Source organism: Streptomyces sp. NPDC050610 (genome assembly GCF_040654875.1).
Lineage (GTDB): Bacteria > Actinomycetota > Actinomycetes > Streptomycetales > Streptomycetaceae > Streptomyces.
Genome location: NZ_JBFAIV010000057.1, coordinates 15,394 through 35,558, shown reverse-complemented (window position 1 = coordinate 35,558; position 20,165 = coordinate 15,394). Strand labels below are relative to the sequence as shown.

General features: G+C 73.6%; 8 protein-coding genes. 2 read left to right on the top strand and 6 right to left on the bottom strand.

The annotated features are described in order from the left end of the window. Positions 1-114 precede the first annotated feature (114 nt). Positions 115-681 carry a DJ-1/PfpI family protein gene (locus tag AB0I22_RS37560; protein ID WP_363135522.1) on the bottom strand — a complete coding sequence of 189 codons (567 nt, stop codon included), beginning with the start codon at positions 679-681 and terminating at the stop codon, positions 115-117. Positions 682-1,109: 428 nt separating this feature from the next. Here AB0I22_RS37560 and AB0I22_RS37555 point away from each other — a divergent pair, with 428 nt between their 5' ends. Both AB0I22_RS37555 and AB0I22_RS37550 read left to right on the top strand, forming a co-directional pair. Continuing rightward, positions 1,110-6,104, top strand: a complete 4,995-nt coding sequence (locus AB0I22_RS37555) for an NAD-glutamate dehydrogenase (protein WP_363135521.1) — start codon at positions 1,110-1,112, stop codon at positions 6,102-6,104. A gap of 155 nt (positions 6,105-6,259) precedes the next feature. Continuing rightward, positions 6,260-7,879 (top strand): glycosyltransferase family 39 protein, encoded by a 1,620-nt coding sequence (locus AB0I22_RS37550; protein ID WP_363135520.1) that lies wholly within the window; start codon positions 6,260-6,262, stop codon positions 7,877-7,879. A 29-nt stretch (positions 7,880-7,908) separates the two neighbouring features. Here the strand turns inward: AB0I22_RS37550 and AB0I22_RS37545 are convergent, their stop codons facing one another. The 5 genes from AB0I22_RS37545 to AB0I22_RS37525 form a co-directional block, all read right to left on the bottom strand. Continuing rightward, positions 7,909-11,622 carry a CDP-glycerol glycerophosphotransferase family protein gene (locus tag AB0I22_RS37545; protein WP_363135519.1) on the bottom strand — a complete coding sequence of 1,238 codons (3,714 nt, stop codon included), beginning with the start codon at positions 11,620-11,622 and terminating at the stop codon, positions 7,909-7,911. Between the two features lie 211 nt (positions 11,623-11,833). Then, on the bottom strand, positions 11,834-12,730 hold the full coding sequence (locus AB0I22_RS37540; RefSeq protein WP_363135518.1) for a carbohydrate ABC transporter permease: 897 nt from the start codon (positions 12,728-12,730) through the stop codon (positions 11,834-11,836). Next, positions 12,727-14,088: a sugar ABC transporter permease gene (locus AB0I22_RS37535; protein WP_363135517.1), complete on the bottom strand. Its 1,362-nt coding sequence runs from the start codon at positions 14,086-14,088 to the stop codon at positions 12,727-12,729. Before AB0I22_RS37535 ends, AB0I22_RS37540 begins: the two co-directional genes overlap by 4 nt. 19 nt (positions 14,089-14,107) lie before the next feature. Then, on the bottom strand, positions 14,108-15,481 hold the full coding sequence (locus AB0I22_RS37530) for an extracellular solute-binding protein (protein ID WP_363135516.1): 1,374 nt from the start codon (positions 15,479-15,481) through the stop codon (positions 14,108-14,110). Between the two features lie 218 nt (positions 15,482-15,699). Further along, entirely contained in the window at positions 15,700-20,118 is a 4,419-nt protein-coding gene (locus tag AB0I22_RS37525; protein ID WP_363135523.1) for an FtsK/SpoIIIE domain-containing protein, read from the bottom strand. Positions 20,119-20,165: the final 47 nt, after the last annotated feature.

Sequence of the window (20,165 nt, the reverse complement as noted above, 5' to 3'; positions counted from 1 at the left end):
GCTGCCAGCACAGCCCGCTGACTTTCCAACCCGCTCACGCCAGACCAACGAACCACCGAGCGGAAAGCCACGAGTTAAAGATCTGCACGCCCTAACGCCGGACGGCTGGGCCGGTTATGTCACTGGGGCCTTTGCTCGTAGCACTGTCAGGAATTCGCGCATCCAGGCGGAGTGGTCCGGCCAGGCTCGGGAGGAGATCAGTGTGCCGTCGACGACTACTTCCGAGTCCTGGAACTCGGCGCCGGCTGCCTGCATGTCCAGTTCCAGGGCCGGGTAGGACGTGACGCGGCGGCCGCCGAGGCTGCCTGCGGCGGCGGTGATGAGGGGGCCGTGGCAGATCTGGGCCACGGGCTTGTCGGCGTCGAAGAAGGCTTTGAGGATCTTGCGCAGCTCGGCGTCGTTGCGGAGGTACTCGGGGGCCCGGCCGCCGGGTACGACGAGTGCCGCGTACGCGCCGGGGTCCACCTCGGTGAAGGCGAGGTCGGCGGGCCACGTGTAGCCCGGCTTCTCGGTGTAGGTGTCGAAGCCGTCCTCGAAGTCGTGCACGACGAACCGCAGCTTCTTGCGGGTGGGGGCGGCGATGTGCACCTCGTACCCCTCCTCGCGCAGCCGCTGGTACGGATAGAGCACCTCCAGGGACTCGGCCGCGTCTCCGGTCACGATCAGGATCCTCGCCGTCATGGCGTACGCCTCCGTGCTGTCGGACGTGATGTCGGAGTTGTAGGTCTACTCGGCTTCCGAGCAGCTGTTCGGCTTGTTTGTCAAGAGTGTGGATGTGGTCTGCGTCGCTGTCCAGAACGTCGAAGTCGGGCCCCGGGTTTTGTACACAAACGGCCCGTGACGGGTCCCCGGTCAGGGGCGATAGCCTTACTGGGTGATCAGCGCGATATCTCGCGGGGGCGACGAGGCCCCTGCCCTGCGCCCGGAGCACTACCGTGCCCGGGCAGCCGCTGATCCCTTCAACCGGGTGCGTTCCCCCAAATTGGCCGAGAAGGCCCCGGTCTTCCCTCATTCCGGCATAACGTCGATTACGACCGGACACCCCGTGCCGCGGCGTGATGCCACCGCCATCGATGTCACGCAACGGCGCGCGACAGGAGCCAGAGGACATGCAGACCAAGCTGGATGAAGCCAAGGCCGAGCTGCTCGCACGGGCCGCCCGGGTCGCCGAGATCACCCCTGCCGGGAGTCCACATCCGGTGCAGGGTCTCGACCCGGAGACCCTTACCGCGTACCTCCAGCGTTACTACCTGCACACCGCTCCGGAAGACCTCAGCGGCCGCGACCCGGTCGATGTCTTCGGTGCTGCACTTTCCCACTACCGGCTGGCTGAAACCAGGCCGCAGGGCACCGCGAATGTCCGGGTGCACACCCCGACGGTCGAGGAGAACGGCTGGACGTGCAGCCACTCCGTCGTCGAGGTCGTCACCGACGACATGCCGTTCCTTGTGGACTCCGTCACCAATGAGCTCTCCCGCCAGAACCGCGGCATCCACATCGTGATCCACCCGCAGGTGGTCGTCCGCCGCGATGTCACCGGCAAGCTGCTGGAGATCATCGGCAACAACTGCGACCACCACGGCCGGCGCTCGGACGCGGAGCTTCCGCACGACGCGCTGACCGAGTCCTGGATCCACGTCGAGATCGACCGCGAGACCGACCGCGGCGACCTCAAGCAGATCACCTCCGACCTGCTGCGCGTCCTGTCCGACGTCCGCGAGACCGTCGAGGACTGGCAGAAGATGCGGGAGGCCGCCGAGCGCCTCGCCGACGGGCTGCCCGCCGAGCCGACCGACGACGTCGACCAGCAGGACGTCACCGAGGCGCAGGAGCTGCTCCGCTGGCTCGCCGCCGACCACTTCACCTTCCTCGGCTACCGCGAGTACGAGCTGGTGACGGCCAGGACCAACGGCGACGAGGAGGACGTGCTCACCGCCGTCCCCGGCACCGGTCTGGGCATCCTGCGCGCCGACCCCTCGCACCAGAACGAGGGCCACCACGCCAACCCGCTCCACTCCCATCTGCCGCGCCCGGCGTCGCCGTCCTTCAGCCGGCTGCCCGCGGACGCCCGCGCCAAGGCCCGTGAGCACAAGCTGCTCGTGCTGACCAAGGCCAACAGCCGCGCCACCGTGCACCGCCCCTCGTACCTCGACTACGTCGGGGTGAAGAAGTTCGACGCCGAGGGCAACGTCACGGGCGAGCGCCGCTTCCTGGGCCTGTTCTCCTCGGCCGCGTACACCGAGTCCGTGCGCCGCGTCCCCGTCGTGCGCCGCAAGGTCGCCCAGGTCCTCGCGGACGCGGGCTTCACCCCGGACAGCCACGACGGCCGCGACCTGCTCCAGATCCTGGAGACCTACCCGCGCGACGAGCTGTTCCAGACCCCGGCCGACGAGCTGCGCTCCATCGCGACCTCCGTCCTCTACCTCCAGGAGCGCCGCCGGCTGCGGCTGTTCCTGCGCCAGGACGAGTACGGGCGCTACTACTCCGCCCTCGTCTACCTGCCCCGCGACCGCTACACCACCGGCGTGCGGCTGCGGCTGATCGACATCCTCAAGGAAGAGCTCGGCGGCATCAGCGTCGACTACACCGCGTGGAACACCGAGTCGGTCCTCTCCCGGCTGCACTTCGTCGTCCGCGTCGAGCCGGGTGCCGCCCTGCTGGACCTCACGGACGCCGACGTCGACCGCATCGAGACCCGGCTGGTGGAGGCCGCCCGGTCCTGGGCCGACGGCTTCGCCGAGGCGCTGACCGCGGAGGTCGGAGAGGAGCGCGCCGCGGAGCTGCTGCGCCGATACGGCCAGGCGTTCCCCGAGGGCTACAAGGCCGACCACTCGCCGCGCGCGGCGGTCTCCGACCTCCAGCACCTGGAGAAGCTGACCACGGCGGGCGGCGACCACGACTTCGCGCTCAGCCTGTACGAGCCGGTGGGCGCGACCGCCGGCGAGCGCCGTTTCAAGATCTACCGCACCGGTGAGCCGGTCTCGCTCTCCGCGGTGCTGCCGGTGCTCCAACGGCTCGGCGTCGAGGTCGTCGACGAGCGCCCGTACGAGCTGCGCTGCTCGGACCGGTCCACCGCGTGGATCTACGACTTCGGGCTGCGGATGCCCGAGCACGTGGCGGGCGACGACGCGCGCGAGCGGTTCCAGGACGCCTTCGCGGCGGTGTGGACCGGCCGGGCGGAGAACGACAACTTCAACAACCTGGTGCTGCGGGCCGGCCTCGACTGGCGGCAGGCCATGGTGCTGCGCGCGTACGCGAAGTACCTGCGGCAGGCCGGGTCGACGTTCAGCCAGGCGTACATGGAGGACACCCTCAGCACCAACGTGCACACCACGCGGCTGCTGATGAACCTCTTCGAGGCCCGGATGGCCCCCGAGCGCCAGCGCGCCGGGCACGAGCTGATCGACGGCCTGCTGGAGGAGCTGGACGGCGCGCTCGACCAGGTCGTGTCGCTGGACGAGGACCGCATCCTGCGCTCGTTCCTCACCGTCATCAAGGCCACCCTGCGCACCAACCACTTCCAGTTGGGCGAGGACGACCGGCCGCACGGCTACCTCTCCATCAAGCTCGACCCGCAGGCCATCCCGGACCTGCCCGCGCCCCGGCCCGCGTACGAGATCTGGGTGTACTCGCCCCGCGTCGAGGGCGTGCACCTGCGCTTCGGCAAGGTCGCGCGCGGCGGGCTGCGCTGGTCCGACCGGCGCGAGGACTTCCGTACCGAGGTGCTCGGCCTGGTCAAGGCGCAGATGGTGAAGAACACCGTCATCGTGCCGGTCGGCGCGAAGGGCGGCTTCGTCGGCAAGCGGCTGCCCGATCCGTCGGTGGACCGCGACGCGTGGCTGGCCGAGGGCGTCGCCAGCTACAAGACGTTCATCTCGGGCCTGCTCGACATCACCGACAACCTGGTCGGCGGGGAGGTCGTGCACCCCAAGGGCGTCGTCCGGCACGACGAGGACGACACCTACCTCGTCGTCGCCGCCGACAAGGGCACCGCGACCTTCTCCGACATCGCCAACGAGGTCGCCGAGTCGTACGGCTTCTGGCTCGGCGACGCCTTCGCCTCCGGCGGCTCGGCGGGCTACGACCACAAGGGCATGGGCATCACCGCCCGCGGCGCCTGGGAGTCCGTCAAGCGGCACTTCCGGGAGCTGGGCCACGACTCGCAGCGCGAGGACTTCACGGTCGTCGGCGTCGGCGACATGTCCGGCGACGTGTTCGGCAACGGCATGCTGCTCTCCGAGCACATCCGCCTGGTGGCCGCCTTCGACCACCGGCACATCTTCCTCGACCCGAACCCGGACGCGGCCACCGCGTACGCCGAGCGCCGCCGCCTCTTCGAGCTGCCGCGCTCGTCCTGGGCCGACTACAACACCGAGCTGCTCTCCAAGGGCGGCGGCGTCCACCCGCGCTCGGCCAAGTCCATCCCGGTCAACGCGCAGGTGCGGCAGGCCCTCGGCATCGCGGCGGGCGTCTCCAAGATGACCCCCGCCGAGCTGATGAAGGCGATCCTCAAGGCGCAGGTCGACCTGCTCTGGAACGGCGGCATCGGCACGTACGTCAAGGCGTCCACCGAGACGCACGCGGACGTCGGCGACAAGGCCAACGACGCGATCCGGGTGGACGGCGCGGACCTGCGGGTGCACGTCGTCGGCGAGGGCGGGAACCTGGGCCTGACCCAGCTCGGCCGCGTCGAGTTCGCGCTGAGCGGCGGCCCGGAGTCCACCGGCGGCCGGATCAACACGGACGCGATCGACAACAGCGCGGGCGTGGACACCTCGGACCACGAGGTGAACATCAAGATCCTGCTCAACACGGTCGTCGCGGACGGCGACCTCACGGTCAAGCAGCGCAACAAGACGCTCGCCCAGATGACCGACGAGGTCGGCGCCCTGGTGCTGCGCAACAACTACGCGCAGAACGTGGCCCTGTCCAACGCGGTCGCCCAGGCGCCCAGCCTGCTCCACGCCCACCAGCGGATCATGCGCCGCCTGGTGCGCGACGGGAATCTGGACCGCGCGCTGGAGTTCCTGCCCACCGACCGGCAGATCCGCGAGCGGGTCGGCTCCGGACGCGGTCTGACCCAGCCGGAACTGGCGGTCCTGCTCGCCTACATCAAGATCACGGCGTCCAGGGAGCTGCTGGCCACCGGGCTGCCCGACGACGAGTACCTGCAGCGGCTGCTGCACGCGTACTTCCCGCAGGAGCTGCGGGACACGTTCGGCGAGCGGATCGACAAGCACGCCCTGCGCCGCGAGATCGTCACGACGGTGCTGGTCAACGACACCGTCAACAGCGGCGGCTCGACCTTCCTGCACCGGCTGCGGGAGGAGACCGGGGCCTCGCTGGAGGAGATCGTGCGGGCCCAGACCGCGGCCCGCGAGATCTTCGGGCTCGGTTCCGTCTGGGACGCGGTCGAGGCCCTCGACAACGAGGTGCCGGCCGACGTCCAGACCCGCATCCGGCTGCACTCGCGCCGCCTCGTCGAGCGCGGCACCCGGTGGCTGCTGAACAACCGGCCGCAGCCGGTGCAGCTCGCCGAGACCATCGAGTTCTTCAAGGACGGGGTGCGGGGGGTCTGGGCCGATCTGCCCAAGCTGCTGCGCGGCGCCGACCAGGACTGGTGGCAGTCCATCCGCGACGAGCTGGCCGAGGCCGGGGTGCCGGCGGAGCTCGCCGAGCGGGTCGCGGGGTTCTCCTCGGTCTTCCCGGCGCTGGACATCGTCGCCATCGCGGACCGTACGGGCAAGGAGGCGCTGGCCGTCGCGGAGGTCTACTACGACGTGGGCGACCGGCTGTCGATCACCAAGCTGATGGACCGGATCATCGAGCTGCCGCGCGCCGACCGGTGGCAGTCGATGGCCCGCGCCTCCATCCGCGAGGACCTGTACGCGGCGCACGCGGCGCTCACCTCCGATGTGCTCTCCGTGGGCAACGGCACCTCGACGCCCGAGCAGCGCTTCACGGCGTGGGAGGAGAAGAACGCGGCGATCCTCGCCCGGGCGCGGACGACGCTGGACGAGATCCAGGGTTCGGACGCCTTCGACCTGGCGAACCTGTCGGTCGCGATGCGGACGATGCGGACGATGCTGCGTACGCACAGCTGATGTCGCCTGTACGCGGCTGATGTCGCGTACGCGCGGCCAACGCGAGGTGTCCTCGCGGTAGCCGCCGCGTGAGAACTACGGGCCGCCCGGTTCCACCGGGCGGCCCGTGCCTGTCGTATAGGCAGATAGTGCGACTGGGGTCGCAGAATCGCCCCATGTACGGATACACCGCACCGACGGCGACGGCCGCCGGGCACGTACGGACCCTCCGCACCGACCATGGCCCCCTCGCCCCCGCACCGTCCCGGCGGGCCGCCGCCACCGCCGTCCTGCTGCCCGCCGCCGTCATGCTCGGCCTCGGCCTGTGGGGCCTCGACCGGGGCGCGATGTGGCGGGACGAGGGCGCCACCTTCCAGCTGGCCCGGCGCTCACTGCCGGAGCTGTGGCACGCCCTCGGCCACGTCGACGCCGTGCACGGCCTCTACTACCTGCTGATGCACTGCGTCCTCGACGTCCTCGACGTCCTAGCCGTCCTCCCCTTCCGCGCCGACGAGGTCGCGCTGCGGCTCCCCTCCGTGCTCGCCGCCGCGTGCACTGCCGGGCTCGTCGCCGCCATCGGCTGCCGGCTGGCCCGCCCCCGGGTCGGCCTCTGGGCCGGGCTGCTGTACGCCGTGACGCCGTTCGCCGGTCACTACGCGCAGGAGGGGCGCTCATACGCCCTCGTCGCGGCCGGTGCGGCGCTCGCCGCGTGGCTGCTGATCCGGGCCGTCGGGGCGCCCGCGGGCTCGGGGGCCCGGAGCGGCGGATCGGGAAGCGGCTCGGGGGCCTGGGGCGTCGGGTCGTCTCCCGCCTCGGGGACCGCCGTCGGCCGCTGGGCCGCCTACGGCGCCGTGTGCGCCGTGACGTTCTGCCTGCACGAGTTCGCGGTGCTGCTGCTCGCCGCGCACGCCACGACTCTGCTGCTCTGCCGCGCGCCCGCGCGGACCTGGCGCGGCTGGGGCTGCGCATCCGCCGCCGCGGTGGCGGTCCTGGCGCCGCTGGCCCTGCTCTCGCGGCGGCAGAGCGGCCAGATCGCCTGGATAGGGACGCCGCGCGCCGCCGACGCCGAGGCGCTGCTGCGCGAGTTCGCGGGCCCCAGCTCCCTCGTACTCACCGTCAACCTGCTGCTCGTCGCCGTCGCCCTGGCCCGCTTTCGGGTCCGCCCCGGCCGCCTGGACCTGACCGCCCTGGCCCTGCCCCTCGCGCTCGTACCGCCCGCCCTGCTCTTCGCCGCCGCCCAGTGGCAGCCGGTCTTCCTCGACCGCTACCTGCTCCACTCCCTCGCCGGGCTGCCGCTGCTCGTGGCGGTCGGCGCGGAGCGCCTCGTCCGGGGCCTGCAATGGCGGCGCACCGTGACGGCGGCAGGCGTCGCCGCCATCGCCGTGTCCCTGTGGTGGCAGCTGCCGATCCAGCAGCGCGAACGGCTGCCGACGAGCCGGGCGGACGACCTCAAGGCCGTCGCGTCCGCGTTCGCGCGCGTCGCGAAACCCGGCGACACGGCGCTCTTCTTCCCGTCGTACGAGCGCCGGGTCGCCCTCGCCTATCCGCGGGACTTCGCCGGGGTGCGCGACGCGACGCTGCTGCGCTCCGGCGCGGAGGCCGGCACCCTCTACGGCACCGACGCCGGCCCGGCCGAACTGCGCACCCGGCTGACCGGGCTCGACCGGGTGTGGGTGGTCTCGGGCCCCGGGGGCGTAGGAGAAGACGACCGCACCGCCGTGCTCGACAGCCTCTTCAGGCGGGAATCGGTGGTGTACGTACGGGGCGGGTCGGTGGCGCTGTACGTACGGCGCTGACGGTCCGGGGCTTTCCGGCACGGGCCCTCTCACGGCGCGGCCGCCAGCAGGCCGTCCACCGCCCGCGCCGTGGCCCCGCCGTCGTCCCACGGGCAGTACGCGGCGCGGAAGCGCCGGTACGCCGCCGCGTAGCCGCGGGCCACGCCCTCCACGTCGCGCAGCGCGTCGACGAGGTCGTCGGTGCCGGAGAGCTGGGGGCCGGGGGCCTCGGACTCGAAGTCGGCGGTGAAACCGCGCACCGTGTCGCGGAAGCGGGCCAGGTCGGGGGTGAGGTAGAGCAGGGGGCGGCCGGTGTTGGCGAAGTCGACGGCCAGGGAGGAGTAGTCGGTGACCAGGACGTCGGCGGCCAGCAGTACCCCGGCCGCGTCGGGGTGCGCCGACACGTCCCGCAGGAACGGGCCCCGGCGGGCCGGCACCTGGTCGGCGACCAGGGGGTGGCTCCGTACGAGCAGGACGTGGTCCGCGCCCAGCGCGGACTCGGCGCGTGCCACGTTCAGGGGCAGGTGCAGGCGGTAGTGGCCGGTGTCGTACGCGCGCTCGTCGCGCTGCGTCGGCGCGTACAGGACGACGCGCTTGCCGCGCGGGATGCCCAGCCGGCGGCGGAGCGCGGCGGCCCGTTCGGCGCGGTCGGGGGCGAAGAACGCGTCGGTGCGCGGCAGCCCGGTCTCGGCGATCTCGCCCTGGTAGCCGAGGGCCCGGCGCAGGACGCGGGTGCTGTGCGGGTTGGCCGACAGCAGCGTGCTCCACTGCGCCCCCGGATCGGGCGGCGGGCCGGGCGGCGCGAGCTCGGCGCAGAGCGTTCCGGCGAGGTCCGCGCCGATGCGCTTGAGCGGGGTGCCGTGCCAGGTCTGGAGGACGTACTGGCCCTCGCGGCGGCGGAACCACGGCGGCAGGTGGGTGTTGGTGACGATGCGCCGGCTGCGGGCGAGGGCCTCGTACCACTCGGCGCTGCCGAGGACCAGCGCCCGGGCCGTGGGCGGCACCTCGAACTGCCGGTCGCGCACCACCCACAGATGCTCGACGTCCGTGCCGCGCCGCACGAGCTCCTCGTGGACGGCGCGCGGCGAGTCGGAGTACCGGCGGCCTCCGAAGCTGCTGTAGAGCACCGTGTCGAGCAGCGGGAGGGCGGCGCGCGCCGGGTAGGTCCGCTCCCGCAGCAGCCGCTGCCGGTACGGCCCCCGGTCCGCGAGCGGTACGGCGGACCCCGCCTCGATGAACACCCGGTCGTGGAAGCGCCGGTCGACGGTGACGGTCTTGCCACCGACGGTACGGGCCTCCGGGAGCCCCGCGAACAGCTCCGGCGCGAGCCGTACGGGCATGCCCTCACCCGTGTCCCGTACGCCCCCCGCACCCCCCGCGCACCCCCGCAGGTACAGATACCAACGGCCCTCCCGCAGCGGCGCCGTACCGCTCGGCGTGGGCGCCGCCCCCGGCCACAGCCCGGCGGTGAAGCGCTGCCCCGCCCGGTCCGCGGGCGCCCCCTCGGGGGCGCGGCCCCCGCATTCGCAGCCGCCGCCGCAGCCCGCCGCGGGGCCGGCGCGGCCCGGTGCTGGAGGCCGCTCGGCAGGGCCGGTCGCCTCGTCCGAGGCCGTGCCCTTGCCGTCCCGCGCTCCGCCGTCCGCGTCCCGCCGCTCGCAGGGGAACGTCACTTCAGCCGCGTGGGTGCTGTGCCGCAGGACCAGTTCCAGCTCGGCGGGGGCCGAGGCGGGCAGTTCGCCCTCGACGGTCAGGGAGCCGTCGTCCTGCCAGGCGACACGGTCGGCGATGGGCTGCGGGGTGCGGTCGTGCAGGACGAGGTATTCGTCGGCGGTGGCGGCGACGATCAGCTCGCGGCCGTCGGCCAGCGGGTAGCGGCCGGGGCGCGGGGCGGCGGCGGTGGTGATGCGGGCGGTGCGGGAGTCGGCGAGTACGAGCACCGCGTCCCAGGACGAGGTGTCCCGCAGCCGTACTTCCTCGGGGTGTTCGCCGGGCGCGGGCCGGGCCGCGGTGAGGTCGGCGAGGCGGAGCCGGGCGGTGGCCCGTACGCCCTCGTAGTCGTCGAGGCGGCAGGTCACGGGGGTTTCGAGCACCGATCCGGAGCCGCGGTGGGTGAGCCGGAGCGCGACCGGCTCGCGGGCCGACTCGTCGGTGACGTCCAGTTCGATGATCCCGCCGTGGACCGCCCGGTGGCCCGTCAGCCGCCGCTCGGCCCACTCCACCGACAGCAGCAGGCGGCCGTTCTTGAACCAGGGCACGAGCCGGGTGCCGTCGCCGAGTCCGCCCGGCGGCGGCCAGGCGCCGGAGCCGGTGCCCAGCGAGCGCAGCGGGGCCCGGCGCACCACGCCGGACGCGGCGACGACCACGTCCACCTGCCAGCGGCCGGGCCGCCACCGCTCGTCGCCCTTGAGCCGCTGGGGGTCGACGGTGATCTCGAAGCCGGACCAGTCGTAGCAGTGTCGTTCCTGCCGGGAGTTGTGGGTGGCCTCCGGCATGTGGACCGTCCGCAGCGGCACCAGCAGCCGGTGCCGGCCGGACGTCACCAGGGCCGTCTTGCGGGTCCGCAGCCGGGACGGGGCGCCGAGGTTGCGGATGTACGCGTAGCCGCGGATCACCAACGTGCCGTCGCGCCACAGGATTTCCCGCACCCCGGCCCGTACCGGGAAGTCCTCGGACGTGAGCCGGGTGACGGACGACGGCAGCGGTACGGGCGTGCCGTCCGCGCCGGGCAGCACGGCGCGCTTGCGCAGCGGCAGGCCGTGGACGAGGAAGCCGGAGGCGTTGCGCCGCTCGTATTCGAGGACGGCGATCAGCTCCGCGAGCCGCCGCTCCCGGATCAGCTGCCATTTGACCCGCAGGTCGACGGGGAGTTCCTTGAAGAGTTCGGGGTCGACGCGGCTCGCCCAGTCCCGGGCCCGGTCCATGAAGGCGTCGCGGTAGTCGGCGCCCGCCGTCGGCAGCCGGTCGACGAAGTGCGGCAGGTCCTCGGTGAGCACCGAGCGGTCGTAGTCCCGTTTATGCGCCGACCAGCGGGTGTTGGCGGGGTCGGCGAGGAAGCGCGAGACGTGGTCGACGGAGGCGATGCGGTCGCGGACCACCTGGGGGTCGGTGCGCCGCCGGGGGCCGGCGCCCTCGCGGACGCGCCAGTAGTAGACGTGTTCGTGCAGGACGTCCACGGCCTCGGCGAGGAAGTGCGCGGGGATGGTCAGCGGGGTGTCCTCGTACAGCACGCCCTCGGGGAAGGCGAGGCGGTGGCGGTCCCAGAAGGTGCGGCGGAACACCTTGTTCCAGGCGGTGTGGTCGGACAGCAGGCCGAGGTCCTCGGTGATGTGGGTGGCGGTCCGGGTGCGCCGCAGATGCCGGTGCTGCCACGCCTGGCTGCGGCCCGCCGCGGTGAGCCGGTAGACGTTGCCGGTCGCGAAGTCGGAGCCGGACCCGTCGAGGAGGCCGACGAGCCGTTCGTACGCGCGCCGCGGCAGTACGTCGGCGCTGTCCGCGAAGGCCAGGTACTCCGTGCCCGGCGCGGCGTGCCGGGTACCGGTGTTGCGCGCGTGCCCCGTACCGCCGTTGTGCTGGCGTACGACGCGGAAGCGCGCGTCCCGCTCCGCGAACGCCGCCGCGATGTCCGGTCCCGCGTCCGTGGACCCGTCGTCGACCACCACGACGTCCAGTTCGCGCAGGGTCTGCGCGGCCACCGACGCCAGGCATTCCCACAGGTGCTCGGCGCCGTTGTGGACGGGTACGACGACGGTGAGCCGGGGCGACATGGCGGGAGTTCAACCCTTTCCGGGCGGACGATGGGGTACGGGGCGAACGGTTCAACTCCCCATCGGCGTTACGGTCACCCTCGCCTGGGCCGATCGGGTGAGCCGCCGGGGCGGCGCCGGATGATCGGCCGGTGGCCCCAGGGTGAACGCCCGGTTGCCGCCCCTTCCCGTACGTCAGCTCCGTACGTCTGCCGCCCTCACTTCACCGCCCTCACTTCACCGCGCCCGCCATCACCCCGCTCACGAACTGCCGCTGGAAGGCGAAGAAGACCGCCAGCGGCACGATCATCGACAGGAACGCGCCGGGCGCGAGGACGTCGATGTTGCTGCCGAACTGCCGGACCTGCTGCTGGAGGGCGACCGTGATCGGCGGGTCGCCGCTGTCCGCGAAGATCAGGGCGATCAGCATGTCGTTCCAGACCCACAGGAACTGGAAGATCCCGAGCGAGGCGATGGCCGGGCCGCCGAGCGGCAGCACGACCCGCGTGAACAGCCGCACCTCGCCCGCGCCGTCGAGCCGCGCCGCCTCCAGCAGTTCGCGCGGGATCTCCGCGAAGAAGTTCCGCAGCAGGAAGATCGCGAAGGGCAGTCCGAAGGCGGTGTGGAAGAGCACCACGCCCGGCGTCGTCTCGAAGATCCCCACCGCGTTGAAGAGCTTCGCGACCGGTACGAGCGCGACCTGCACGGGCACCACCAGCAGCCCGACCACGAGCATGAACCACCAGTCGCGGCCCGGGAATTCGAGCCAGGCGAAGGCGTAGCCGGCGAGCGCCCCGACCACCACGACCAGCAGCGTCGCGGGGACGGTGATCAGCGCCGTGGTCAGCAGCGAGTGCATCACCTTGTCGTTGTTCAGCAGCGTGCTGTAACTGTCGAAGGTCAGCTGCGCCGGGTGGCTGAAGACCTTCCACCACCCGGTGGCCGCGATGTCGGAGCGGTCGCGCAGCGAGGAGATCAGCAGGCCGACCGTCGGCATCAGCCAGAAGAGGCCGACGAGGATCAGTACGACCCGCATCGCGCCGCCGCTCGCCCGCGCCGCGATCCGCGACGGCAGCGACCGCTTCGCCCGTACGGTGGTGTTCACCACGGCCGTGTTCACGCCGGTCATCGCCTGCGCTCCCTTCGCATCCGCCGGATGTTGATCAGCATCACCGGCAGCACGAGCAGCAGCAGGAAGACGGCGATGGCGCTGCCGATGCCCTGGTTGACGTCGGTGCCGAAGGACGACTGGTAGAGCTGGAGCGCGAGCACGTTGGCGTTGTCGAGGCTGTTGCCGGGGGCGATGATGTAGACGAGGTCGAAGATCTTCAGCACGTTGATCATGAGCGTGACCATCACGACCGCCAGCACCGGAGCCAGCAGCGGTACCGTCACCCGGCGGAAGACCTGCCACTCGTTCGCCCCGTCGACCCGGGCCGCCTCCATCAGCTCCCGCGGCACGCTCGCCAGCCCCGCCGCGATCAGCACCATCGCGAACCCCGCCCACATCCACACATAGCTGCCGATGATGGCCGGGGTCACCAGGGACGGGCCGAGCCAGTCGATGCCGTTGTACGGGGCGGCGAAGTTGTCGCCCGGCAGCCGCAGCCGCGCCCCGTCGGCGGACGCCGGCAGCGTGAACGTGCCGTCCGCCGAGGTCTTCGCCGAGGCGACGGTCCGCCCGTCCTTCACGGCCTCGACCGTGACGCCCTTGAGCGCGTTCTCACTCGGGTCGATCTTTCCGTCCGTGCCGCCGCCGCCCCGCACGACGTCCCGCCAGACCGTGCCGGTGACCTTCCCGGCCACCGCGCGGGCCGGGGCCGCCTGCCCCGCGCCGCTCACGTCCGACGGCTTGACCGCGACCAGCGGCAGCACGACCGGAGTGCCGGCGGAGACGGTCGTCTCGGTCGTGAACGAGCCCTTGGACGTCGCCGCCAGCCCGGCGTCCGGGCGCGGATGCGCGCCCGGGAACGCCGACGTCCCGGCGAAGGTGTCGTGCACCGACACCCACGCCGCGTTGGCGACGCCGCGGTCCGGGTCCTGCTCGTACACCAGCCGGAAGATGATGCCCGCGGCCAGCATCGAGATGGCCATCGGCATGAAGACCACCAGCTTGAACGCCGTTCCCCAGCGCACCCGTTCGGTGAGCACCGCGAAGATCAGCCCGAGCGCGGTGGCCACCGACGGCGCCACCACCACCCAGATGACGTTGTTCTTCAGGGCCGTGCGGATGCGTTCGTCGGTGAAGACCTCGCCGTAGTTGTCGGCGCCCACGAAACCGTTTCCGGAGGCGTCGAAGAGGCTGCGGTAGACCGAATAGCCGATGGGATAGACGACGAGGGCGCCGAGCAGCGCCAGCGCCGGCAGCAGGAAGCAGGCCGCCACCCACGGCCGGGTGCCCAGCACGCTCCTGTGCTTCTTTCCGTTCTTCCTCACGGGCGGTACGGGGCCAGGGGCCGCCGCGCCGCCCGCCGTCGCGGTCGACATCGTGACGAGCCTCCGTCCGTCAGCTCCGGTACGCCTTGGCCGCGTCGGACTCCAGCTTCCGCTGGGCGCCCGCCACGTCCTTCGGGTTGATCAGAAAGTCCTGGAGGGCCTTCCACTCGCCCTGCCCCGGCTTGCCGCCGAAGGACGCCGGGGCCTGGTCGGACATGTCGAAGCGGAAGTCGTCGCCCGCCGCGATGAGCGCCGTCGCGATCTTGCGGAGCACCGCGTTGGGGTAGGCGCCGAGATCGAGGTTCTTGTTCGCGGAGACGTAACCGCCCTGCTGCGCCCAGATCCTGGAGGCGTCCGTGGAGGCGAGGAAGGTCAGCAGCGCCTGCGCCGCGCGGCTGTTCTTGAGCGCGACCCCCACGTCGCCGCCGGTCACCACCGGGGACTTGGCGCCCACCGCCGGGAACGGGAAGACCTTGGCGTCCGTGCCCAGTTCGGCCCGGGCGTCGGCGACGTTGGCCGCGGCGAAGTCCCCTTCGAAGACCATCGCCGCCTGCGCCTTGGCGCCGCCCGCGAAGGTCTGGGTCACCGAGTCGGGGAACGCGGTGTGCAGCGCCCCGCTGCCGCCCCCGGCGAGCAGGTCCTGCTTGCCGAAGAGCTTGCCGAGCGTGGTCAGCGCGTCCCGCACGGACGGGTCCGTCCACTTGATCTTGTGCTGGGCGAGCTGGTCGTACTTCTCCGGGCCCGCCTGCGAGAGATACACGTTCTCGAACCAGTCGGTCAGCGTCCAGCCGTCCGCGCCGCCCACCGAGACCGGCGTGACGCCCCAGTCCGCTATCAGCTGCGCCTGGGCGAGGAATTCGTCCCACGTCTTGGGCTCCTTCGCGCCCGCGTCGTCGAACAGCTTGGTGTTGTACCAGATCAGCGACTTGTTGCTGACCTTGTAGTAGACGCCATACCGCTTGCCCTCGTACGAGCCGAGCTCCTGCCAGCCCTTCGAGTAGTTCTTGGTCAACTGCCCCTCGGCCTCGGCGGACAGCGGCTTGACCCACCCCTTCTTCGCGAACTCGTGGAGCACCCCGACCTGCGGGAGCATCGCCACGTCCGGCGGGTCGCCGCCCGCCATCTTCGACCCGATGAAGGAGGCCATGTCGTCGCCGCTGGGCACGAACTCCGTAGAGACCCCGGTCCGCCGGGTGAACTCCTCCAGGACCTTGGTGAAGTTCTTCTGCTCCGTACCCGTCCAGACGGCCGTTATCTTCAGCTTCTGCCCGTTGAGGCGGGGCAGTTGAACGGACTCGGCGGCGCTCGACGAGCCTCCGGCCGGAGCGCCCTTGTCCTTCCCGCCGCCGTCGCTGCACCCCGAGGCGGCCAGGGCCAGCGCCCCCGCCGCGAACACCGCCAGAGCACCGCGCGACACGCGTCCCGTACGCAGCGATGAACGCATGGCCGTCCCTCCCCGTGCGGTCCCCGCGGACAGCCGCACCGCACCGCTTGTCCCGGCGCGCGCCCCTGTCCGTCCCGTGCGACAGTCCTACGCCCGGTCACGGTCGGCCGCAATACCGCCCGCGACGTCAAGTAGCCGATCGTGACCGGGCTGTGATGAGAGGTCAGGTGCGCACCGGCAGCGTTTCGGACGGGCGGACGGACGGGCGGGCGGTGGGGTCAGAGCAGCGGCGGCGCGGTCTCCGCGCCCGCGGACTGGGCCGCGCGCTGAAGAGCGCTCGCGAGCAGCGCCAGGTCGGTCGGGCCGTTGCCCAGCTCGCGCAGCGGCCGACGGGTCGGCGGGTCGCCCATCCGCTGCCAGTCCAGCGGCACCACGGTCGGGCGCAGCGTCGCCGTACGCGGAATGCGCCCGGTGACCCGGCCCGCCTGGAACGGCGTCACCGCACCGTCGTCCGGACGGTGCAGCCTGCCCCGGCCCGGGGCCGGTTCGCCCGAAGCTCCGTCCGCCGCCGCGGGGCCCTCGGCCGCCGGGGGCAGTATCTCCAGGGCTATTCGCAGCCCGGCCCGCTCCACCGCCGCCGTGTCCGCCGTACGGTCCGGACGGCCGGACGCCGCCACCAGGTGGACGCCGAGCCGCTCGCCGTCGCGCGCCACCGCCTCCAGGGCCCGTACGACCGAACCCGCCGACGGGCGGCCCGTACTGCCCAGGGCCGGGGCCACCAGCGCGTCGAAGTCGTCGACCAGGACCACCAGCCGCGGCAGCGCGGTCAGCGCCGTGCGCTCCGAACCGCCCCGCTGCGTACGGAGCTTGAGGGTGCCGCTCATCGACGGATCGATGTCCCCGGAACCGGAACCGGAACCGGAACCGGAACCGGAACCGGAGCCTGAACCGCCGGAGCCGCCCGGCACCGGCAGATCGCTGGGGCGGCGCGGGGAGATGACGCGCGGAGCGGCGGCGTGCTGCGCGTGCCAGGCGCCGAAGTCCAGCCGGCCCAGCAGCTCCGCCCGGCGCTTGAGCTCCGAGCTGAGCGCCTGCGCGAACTCGCGCATCCGCACCGGATCGGCCGCCGCCAGATACGTGGAGACCTGCGGCAGGTCCGTACAGACCCGCAGCCCCTCGCCGCGCTCCGCGCCCGCGCCGTCGACCAGCACGAGGGAGAGCCGGTCCGGCCGCTCGGCCGCCGCGAGCGAGGCCGCCAGCGAACGCAGCAGCTCCGTCTTGCCGGTGCCGGGACCGCCCTCCACGAGCAGATGCGGCCCGTCCGTCGCCAGGTCCACCGTCAGCGGGCCGCACGGCCCGGTGCCGAGCACCGCCAGGACCCGGCCGCCGGCCGGCGCCCCCGGGCCCGGCGCGTCGGCGGAGGCCGCCCAGCGGGCGGTCAGCGAGGCCGGGGTCGCGCGGGCCAGGCCCAGCTCGTCCAGGAGCCGCGCCGTACGGGGCAGGGCCGCCGCCACCCGCGCGGGGCCGGGCCCGGCTGCGGCGTCCGAGGGGCGCAGCGGGGCCAGGGCGCGGGCGAAGTGCTCGGCCCAGGCGGGGGAGACGGCGTCGAGCGTCGCGACGACGGCCCCACCGGTCCCACCGGCCCCAGCGTTACCGCCCGCACCGCCGCCCGTACGGCTCGTGCCGCGCGAGTCGACGCCCGCCAGCGCGCCGACATGGGTGGCCGGGCCGCGCACGGCCGGAGCGGCGGACGAACCGTCCCGCACCGCCGCGTCGGACCGGCTGCCGGACGCCGCGCCCGCGCCGCCCGCACCCCGGTGGATGACCTGGACGGCCGTGGCCACATCGCCGCTCAGCAGCGCCACCGTGCCGCACTCCGCGAACACAGGGGAGACCGCGCGTGCCGCGTCGCAGGTCGCCGAGACGGGTGACGCGGGGGAGGCCGCGGGGGCCTCGGCGAGGCAGATGAGATGGATGCCGACGGCCGGGCCGCCGAGCGCCAGCCGGGCCACCGTCTCGCGGAGCGCGGCCGTGCCGGGGTCGCCGTCGACGACCAGGACCGTGTACGGGCCCCGGTACCGGCCGGCCGCGGTGGCCACCGCGGCCGGGGAAGCGCTCGCCCAGCCGGGGCCCAGCGGGCCGTCGTCGCACCGCCGCACCAGCTCGGCCGTGCGGGCCTCGGCCTGCTCGCGGTCGTAGGCGACCAGCAGCCGGCAGTCCTGCCCGTGCGCCGGGCGCGCCTGCGGCAGCCACCCGAACCAGGACCACTCGGCGAGCCGGTCCTCGGCGGCGCGCGAACGGTCCGCGCTGATCAGTACGGTCTCCAGCACACCGGGCGCGTGCAGCGCGGCCAGCTGCGCCAGCGCGGACCGCGCCAGCCCGGCCAGCCGGGGCCGCGGCCCCGCCAGCCCCAGCGCACCGGCCTCCCGCAGCCCGACCGTGACGGGCACGGACGGCATCGGACCGCTGCCGTCGGGCGCGAGGCGATCGGCGGTGCCCAGCCGTACGGTCAGCAGGTCCGGGTGGTCCGGGCCGCGCTCCCACAGCCGGGGTCCGGGGCCGAGCGCGGTCATCAGCACCCCGGCGGCGTCCGGCCACCGCTCCCGCAGCGCGACCGTCGCCGCCCGCGCCCGAGCCGAGTCCTCGGCCTCCAGCGGCCAGTCGTCCCCGCCGCCGGCCCGCTCCCCGGCCCCTCGCCCCCCGGCCAGCCGCCGGGCCCAGGCGCCGATCCCGCGCCCCCGGCGCTTACCGTCACCGGAACCAGCGGCCCCACCGGGACCCTGGCCGAAACCGGCCGCCGTACCAGCGCTGGGACCTTGCCCGTACGCGCCTGCGGCCTGCTCGCCGGGTGCGCCAGGGGTTTGGCCGTACGCGCCTGCGGCGGGGGCTTGGCCGTACGCGCCTGTGCTCTGTGCTCCGGGGTTACCGGTGGCTCCGCCGGGCGCCTGGCCGTATCCGGCCGCTGCGCCGGTTCCGGGCGCTCGGCCGTACGCGCCTGCGGCCTGGGCTCCGGGCGTGCCAGTGGCTCCGCCTGGCCCGTGGCCGTATCCGGTCGCTGAGCCAGTGCTGGGCGCCTGGCCGTACGTGCCTGCGGCCTGGTCTCCGGGTGCGCCGACAGCTCCGCCCGACCCATGGCCGTATCCGGCCGCTGAGCCACTGCCGGGCGCTTGGCCGTAACCGGCCGCCGCGCCCGCGCCCGAGCCGGGACCTTGTCCGTACGCGCCTGCATTCGGAGCCCCAGCCCCGCCTGACGCCTGGCCGTAACCGCCCGCCTCGCCCGCGCCAGGGCCCTGCCCGTACGCGCCCGTGGCCTGGGCTCCGGGCGTGCCAGTGGCACCGCCGGTCCCTTGCCCGTAGTGGCCCGCACCGTTTCCGCCGGGCATCTGCCCGTACGCGCTCCCGGCCTGCGTTCCCGGTGCGCCGGTGGCTTCGCCGGGGTGCTGGCCGTAACCAGCCGCCCCGCCCGCGCCCGCGGCCTGCGCTCCGGGCCCGCCGGGAACTCCACCGGTCCCTTGCCCGTATCCGCCCGCACCGCTTCCGCCGGACGCCTGCCCGTACGCGCCCGCGGCATGCGCACCGGGCACGCCGGTGGTCCCACCGCCCCCCTGCCCGTATCCGGACTGCGCGGCCCCCACGCCGGAGCCGTGGCCCTGGCCGCTGGCCGCATCAGGTCCGCCGCCGCCCGCCCCATGGGCAGGTGCCGACCCGCCCGCCGACGGGCCGAAGCCCGTCCCGTACGCGGGCAGCGGGCCGCCGGGGCCGAAGCCCTGGCCCTGTCCGGCAGGCGGGGGCGTGCCGCCCGCCGGGCCCTGGGCGCGTCCGCCCTGCGGGGCGGCGCCGCCGCTGATGGGGCCGAAGCCCGTGCCGTGCACGGTCGGGGCGAGGGCGATGCCCGGCGGCACCGGTGTGCCGCGGGCGGGGGTGCCCTGGCCGGCGTCCTCGGTACTGGTGTTTTCCGGCCAATGATCGCCAGGTCTGGACCCCGCGCCCTGGCTGAAGACCCCCGGTGTCACCCGTAGGTGGCCCTCTCCGTCCGGCGCGGCCGGAAGGGTGCCGCTGGAGAGGTCGGCGGGGGCGCCCGCGGTGGGGACGCGCAGGCTCAGGGTGGACTCGCCCACGCGCAGCAGGCCCCCGGAGGGGAAGGGGACGGGGTGGTCGAGGACGGCTTCGCCGTCGAGCGTCGTGCCGTTGGTGGAGCCCAGGTCGGCGACGGTGACCCGGCCCTCGTCGGTGACGGTGACGGCGCAGTGCAGGCGGGAGACGTCCGGGTCGTCGAGCGGCACGTCGGCGCTCGCGGAGCGGCCGATGCCGATGCGGCCGCCGTGCAGCAGGTGCACACCGCCGGCGTCCGGTCCGGCGACGACATGGAGCCGGGCGCTGGCGTCCGGCGACCCGGCGGGGAGCACGCCGACGTCGCGGTCCGGGTCGGCCGGGCCTTGCAGGGCGAGCACCGCGCCGTCGACCAGGGGCGGTTCGCCCAGCGCGCAGCGCTGGGCGTCGAGCCGCTCGGCGCCCGCGTAGACGACCACGGCGCCGCTGCCGACGTCGGAGCCGGCGGCGGCGACGGCGGTCGCGAGCCCGCTGGTCACGGCGGCGAGCGCGGTTCCGGCGGGGGCGGTCACCAGGACGTCGCAGGCGTGTGTGGCGTGCGTGGTGTGGCCGCTGCGCGGCCCGAGGACGGTCAGCCGGATCTGCATCGCCGTCAACGGTCCTTTCCTGCCCCTGGGGTGCCCGACGGGGGCTC

Coding starts and splice junctions, on each gene's coding strand:
- AB0I22_RS37560 (WP_363135522.1), bottom strand. CDS start 681: ATGACGGCGAGGATCCTGATCGTGACCGGAGACGCGGCCGAGTCCCTG.
- AB0I22_RS37555 (WP_363135521.1), top strand. CDS start 1,110: ATGCAGACCAAGCTGGATGAAGCCAAGGCCGAGCTGCTCGCACGGGCC.
- AB0I22_RS37550 (WP_363135520.1), top strand. CDS start 6,260: ATGTACGGATACACCGCACCGACGGCGACGGCCGCCGGGCACGTACGG.
- AB0I22_RS37545 (WP_363135519.1), bottom strand. CDS start 11,622: ATGTCGCCCCGGCTCACCGTCGTCGTACCCGTCCACAACGGCGCCGAG.
- AB0I22_RS37540 (WP_363135518.1), bottom strand. CDS start 12,730: ATGACCGGCGTGAACACGGCCGTGGTGAACACCACCGTACGGGCGAAG.
- AB0I22_RS37535 (WP_363135517.1), bottom strand. CDS start 14,088: ATGTCGACCGCGACGGCGGGCGGCGCGGCGGCCCCTGGCCCCGTACCG.
- AB0I22_RS37530 (WP_363135516.1), bottom strand. CDS start 15,481: ATGCGTTCATCGCTGCGTACGGGACGCGTGTCGCGCGGTGCTCTGGCG.
- AB0I22_RS37525 (WP_363135523.1), bottom strand. CDS start 20,118: ATGCAGATCCGGCTGACCGTCCTCGGGCCGCGCAGCGGCCACACCACG.